Origin of the sequence: Ventrimonas sp., assembly GCF_048380235.1 — a bacterium.
GTDB lineage: Bacteria > Bacillota > Clostridia > Lachnospirales > Lachnospiraceae > Brotaphodocola.
In genome coordinates, this window is sequence record NZ_DBFCCJ010000056.1 from 1 (window position 1) to 4,472 (window position 4,472).

At 51.6% G+C, this 4,472-nt stretch carries 6 protein-coding genes; all 6 read left to right on the forward strand.

Annotation, left to right across the window (positions count from 1 at the left end; all coding sequences use genetic code 11):
• On the forward strand, positions 1-1,671 hold a 1,671-nt coding region (locus ACMP1L_RS09430), incomplete at its 5' end, for a C40 family peptidase (protein WP_418452833.1).
• Positions 1,672-1,699: 28 nt separating this feature from the next.
• Complete coding sequence (locus tag ACMP1L_RS09435) at positions 1,700-1,957, forward strand: DUF4315 family protein (protein WP_117698260.1); 258 nt, start codon at positions 1,700-1,702, stop codon at positions 1,955-1,957.
• On the forward strand, positions 1,947-2,711 hold the full coding sequence (locus ACMP1L_RS09440) for a DUF4366 domain-containing protein (protein ID WP_117698259.1): 765 nt from the start codon (positions 1,947-1,949) through the stop codon (positions 2,709-2,711). The genes ACMP1L_RS09435 and ACMP1L_RS09440 overlap by 11 nt, the downstream gene beginning before the upstream one ends.
• Positions 2,708-2,902 carry a hypothetical protein gene (locus ACMP1L_RS09445; protein WP_082923076.1) on the forward strand — a complete coding sequence of 65 codons (195 nt, stop codon included), beginning with the start codon at positions 2,708-2,710 and terminating at the stop codon, positions 2,900-2,902. The genes ACMP1L_RS09440 and ACMP1L_RS09445 overlap by 4 nt, the downstream gene beginning before the upstream one ends.
• Positions 2,899-3,591 carry a conjugal transfer protein TraG gene (locus ACMP1L_RS09450; RefSeq protein WP_418452835.1) on the forward strand — a complete coding sequence of 231 codons (693 nt, stop codon included), beginning with the start codon at positions 2,899-2,901 and terminating at the stop codon, positions 3,589-3,591. Before ACMP1L_RS09445 ends, ACMP1L_RS09450 begins: the two co-directional genes overlap by 4 nt.
• A partial coding sequence (locus tag ACMP1L_RS09455; RefSeq protein WP_418452836.1) for a DNA topoisomerase occupies positions 3,572-4,472 on the forward strand: 901 nt, incomplete at its 3' end. The genes ACMP1L_RS09450 and ACMP1L_RS09455, both read left to right, overlap by 20 nt.

Genomic DNA, 4,472 nt, shown 5'->3' on the forward strand with positions numbered 1-4,472 from the left:
ATCCGTAAAGCGGAGAAAGCTGCGGCCAGAGCAGATAAGGCGCAGGCCAATATTCCAAAGAAAAAGGTCAGGCAGACGGTCATTGACCCGGATATCGGAAAAAAGACCTCGAAGCTGACCTTTGAGGACAAGAAAAAGCCACCTTCCAAAGTTTCTCAGGGAGTCAGGGAAGCTCCCGTCCATCTGGTTGCGGGCAAGCTCCACAAAGAGATCCGGGAAACAGAGCAGGACAATGTGGGCGTGGAAAGCGCCCACAAGTCCGAGGAGGCGGTGGAGACCGGCGCTTATTTGGTGCGGGAGGGCTATCGCAGCCACAAGCTGAAGCCGTACCGCAAAGCAGCACAGGCAGAGCGCCAACTGGAAAAGGCAAATGTAAATGTTCTGTACCAGAAATCTTTGCAGGAAAATCCCCAGTTTGCCAGCAATCCGCTTTCCCGCTGGCAGCAAAAGCAGGCCATCAAAAGGCAGTATGCCGCCGCCAAACACGCCGGTCAGACTGCCGGAAATACCGCCCAGGCTGCATCCAAAACCGGAAAAGCCGCAAGGACGGTAAAAGAAAAGGCACAGCAGGCAGGGGCGTTCGTCATGCGCCACAAGAAGGGTTTCCTGATGGCAGGGGTTTTGTTCCTCATTACCTGTATGCTGATGAATACCATGTCCTCCTGCTCCATGATGGCGCAGAGCATCGGTTCCGTTCTCTCCGGCACCACTTATCCGTCGGATGACCCGGAAATGCTGGCGGTGGAGGCAGATTATGCAGCCAGAGAAGCCCAGTTGCAGGAGGAAATCGACAACATAGAAAGCAGCCACCCAGGGTATGACGAGTATCGCTATGACCTTGGTATGATCGGTCATGACCCTCATGAGCTGGCAGCATTTCTGTCTGCCGTTTTGCAAGGCTACACCCGGCAGAGCGCTCAGGCAGAGCTGGCGCGTGTGTTTGCAGCACAGTATCAGCTGACGCTTACTGAGGAAGTGGAGATTCGCTACCGCACGGAGACCTCCACCGACCCGGAGACCGGCGAGACCACCTCAGAAGAAGTCCCCTATGAGTATTACATTTTGAATGTGAAACTCACCAGCAAGCCCATTTCCGCTGTGGCGTTGGAGATTCTGACCCCGGAGCAGATGGAAATGTATCAGGTCTACCGACAGACCATGGGCAATAAGCCGTTGTTGTTTGGCGGTGGTTCCCCTGACATGAGCAATTCCGAGGACTTGACCGGTGTACAGTTTGTAAATGGAACCCGTCCCGGAAATCCGCAGTTGGTGGAGCTGGCCAAGCGTCAGGTCGGCAATGTGGGCGGCTATCCTTATTGGAGCTGGTATGGCTTTGACAGCCGCGTGGAGTGGTGCGCCTGCTTTGTATCCTGGTGTTATAACCAGGCTGGAAAAAGTGAGCCGCGCTTTGCAGGCTGTGAGTGGCAGGGCGTTCCGTGGTTCCAGTCTCATGGACAATGGGGTGCAAGAGGCTATAACAATCTGGCTCCCGGAGATGCAATTTTCTTTGATTGGGATTTAGATGGGACAGCGGACCATGTGGGTATCGTGATCGGTACGGATGGCAGCCGTGTTTATACGGTGGAGGGAAATTCCGGCGATGCCTGCAAGATCAAAAGTTATGACCTGAATTATCAAAGTATTAAGGGCTACGGCCTGATGAACTGGTAACAGACTTTGTGGAAAGGAGTGAACGGTTATGGCAAAAAATAAAATTGAACGTATCGACCAGGAAATTGCGAAAACCCGTGAGAAGATTGCGGAATATCAGGAAAAGCTCAAGACCCTGGAAGCACAGAAAACGGAGGCAGAGAATCTGGAAATCGTTCAGATGGTTCGTGCGTTACGCATGACTCCAGCACAGCTGAACGCTATGCTTTCCGGTGGAATGAACCACGGCAGAGATACAGCACTGTCGGAATCAAATAATCAGGAGGTTACCGCTTATGAAGAATAAAAGAATTTGCAAAACACTTTCCGCCCTTTGCCTGACAATGGTTGTGGCATTTGGCTTTACGATCCCTGCTTTCGCACAGGGGTCAGAACAGGCTCCGGCGGCACCGGCAGAGGATTCTACCAATGACAGCAATGTGATTCTGGAAGAAACAGAACCGGCACCGGCACTTACACCGGAGGGGAATGCGGCATTGGTGGATGATTTTGGAGGCAATAAGCAGCTTATTACTGTTACGACCAAAGCTGGAAATTACTTTTACATCCTGATTGATAGGGCGAATGAGGACAAGGAGACTGCTGTTCACTTTCTGAATCAGGTGGACGATGCAGACCTTGCGGCGCTGATGGAAGATGGAAAACCCAAAGAGGAGATGCCTGCGGTATGCAGCTGTTCAACAAAATGTGAAGCAGGGGCAGTCAATACGGCCTGCCCGGTCTGCGCAACTGATAAGAGTAAATGTACGGGCAAAGCACCGGAACCTCCGGCAGAAACATCGGAGCCGGAAAAGGAGAAGCCTGCCGGATTGAACCCGGCTGCGCTGGTCCTTTTGCTGGCTCTGCTTGGTGGCGGTGGCGTATTTGCCTACTTGAAGCTCGTTAAGAACAAGCCTAAGACCAAGGGCAATGACAGTCTGGACGATTATGATTATGGCGAGGAGGATTCCGAGGAATGGGAAACCGAGGATGAGGAGTCGGACGAGCCGGACGCTGACGGGGGCAGCACAGAAGAAGATGATGAGGACAGTGTGAAATGACCCGTTTCACAGACAGTCCCTATGAACGCATGATGACACGCAGGCCGGAGGGCGGGAAGGAAACTTCCCGTCCTCCTTCTTTACCCCACAGCCACCCCTGCTATGGTTGCGGGAATTATGGAAGACCCTGCGTAGGTATCTGTCATCGTGAGATGGAACGCTGGCTTAAAGAAAGGAAACGAAAAAAATGAGTGTTCTGATTACATTTATTAAACTGATTTCTGTTTTTGATTTACTGGTGATTGCCTTGTATTTTGGCGGCGACATTCTTTCTACCATGTTAAACAAACTTCGGAGAACGCCAAAGCAAGATGACCCCTTTGATTTCTCCTTAGATACCGTGACAGTTTCATTGTCCATAGATTCTATCCGTCAGCTTTATTCCGGTGACGCGGCAGATTTTGTGAAAGAAAAGATCCTGCCAAATGTGGAGAAAACAATGGCTGTTTTGACGGATCAGGAACAGGCAGCAGCCTGTCTGCTCTTATCTGCTCTGATCGGTTTTCTTGCAGCAGAAGCTCCTATGGATGAACAGAGCTTCCCTATGGTAATGGAACTTTTGAACTGTATGGAGGGGGAAAAAGAGGATGGTTGTCAGGATGCAGTAGATATTTTGTTTGAAGATACCGTCAGCAATACCCACCGTCATGAAGAATATTACAGCAATTATCAACGCTACCAGCTGATGCAGGTGGATAAAACCCGTGTCATTTTGGCTTGCCGCATCATCATCAATGACCTGCTGGGGAAACTGTACCGCTATGATTATCGGTTTGGCTATAACCTGCTTTTGGATGAGGAAAACAGCATTGAGAAAAAGTTGCACACGCCTGTGCGAGAAGAATGGGAGGATGAAGATTATGAAACTTGTAATTGCTGAAAAGCCATCAGTTGCCCAGAGTTTGGCGGCGGTGATCGGCGCAACCGTCCGTAAGGACGGGTATCTGGAGGGCAACGGTTGGCGTGTCAGCTGGTGCGTGGGCCACCTGGCCGGTCTTGCGGATGCAGACAGCTATGCTCCCAAGTATGCCAAGTGGCGATATGATGATCTGCCTATCCTGCCGGAACATTGGCAGATGATGGTGGGAAAAGATAAGAAAAAGCAGTTTGATATTCTCAAAAAGCTGATGAATGCCCCGGATGTGACGGAGGTGGTAAATGCCTGCGATGCCGGACGCGAGGGTGAGCTGATCTTCCGCAGCGTCTATGAGCTGGCAGACTGTCAAAAGCCGATGAAAAGGCTCTGGATTTCTTCGATGGAAGACTCCGCCATAAGGGAAGGCTTTGCAAACCTGCGCCCCGGTGCGGACTATGACGGACTTCGGGATGCTGCCCTCTGCCGTGCCAAGGCCGACTGGCTGGTGGGGATCAATGCGACAAGGCTTTTTTCCGTGCTGTATCACCGAACCCTCAACATCGGGCGCGTGATGTCCCCGACGCTGGCGCTTATTGTTCAGCGAGAAGCTGAGATCGACACCTTTAAGCCGATTCCCTTTTATACCGTGGCGCTGGAGCTGCCCGGTCTTACCGTATCCGGGGAGCGCATGGCGGATAAGGCTGCTGCTGAGCAGCTGAAAGAAGCCTGTCAGGGTGTAAATGTCACAATCAAAAAGGTGGAATGCAAGGAAAAGTCCGAAAAGCCGCCTGCCCTCTATGACCTGACTACTCTGCAAAGAGATGCCAACCGCCTGCTTGGATTTACAGCCCAGCAGACCCTGGACTATCTGCAAAGCCTGTATGAAAAGAAGCTCTGCACCTATC

Excerpts from the sequence above, each read along its gene's own strand:
- ACMP1L_RS09435 (WP_117698260.1), top strand. The coding sequence starts at position 1,700 with ATGGCAAAAAATAAAATTGAACGTATCGACCAGGAAATTGCGAAAACC.
- ACMP1L_RS09445 (WP_082923076.1), top strand. The coding sequence starts at position 2,708 with ATGACCCGTTTCACAGACAGTCCCTATGAACGCATGATGACACGCAGG.
- ACMP1L_RS09440 (WP_117698259.1), top strand. The coding sequence starts at position 1,947 with ATGAAGAATAAAAGAATTTGCAAAACACTTTCCGCCCTTTGCCTGACA.
- ACMP1L_RS09450 (WP_418452835.1), top strand. The coding sequence starts at position 2,899 with ATGAGTGTTCTGATTACATTTATTAAACTGATTTCTGTTTTTGATTTA.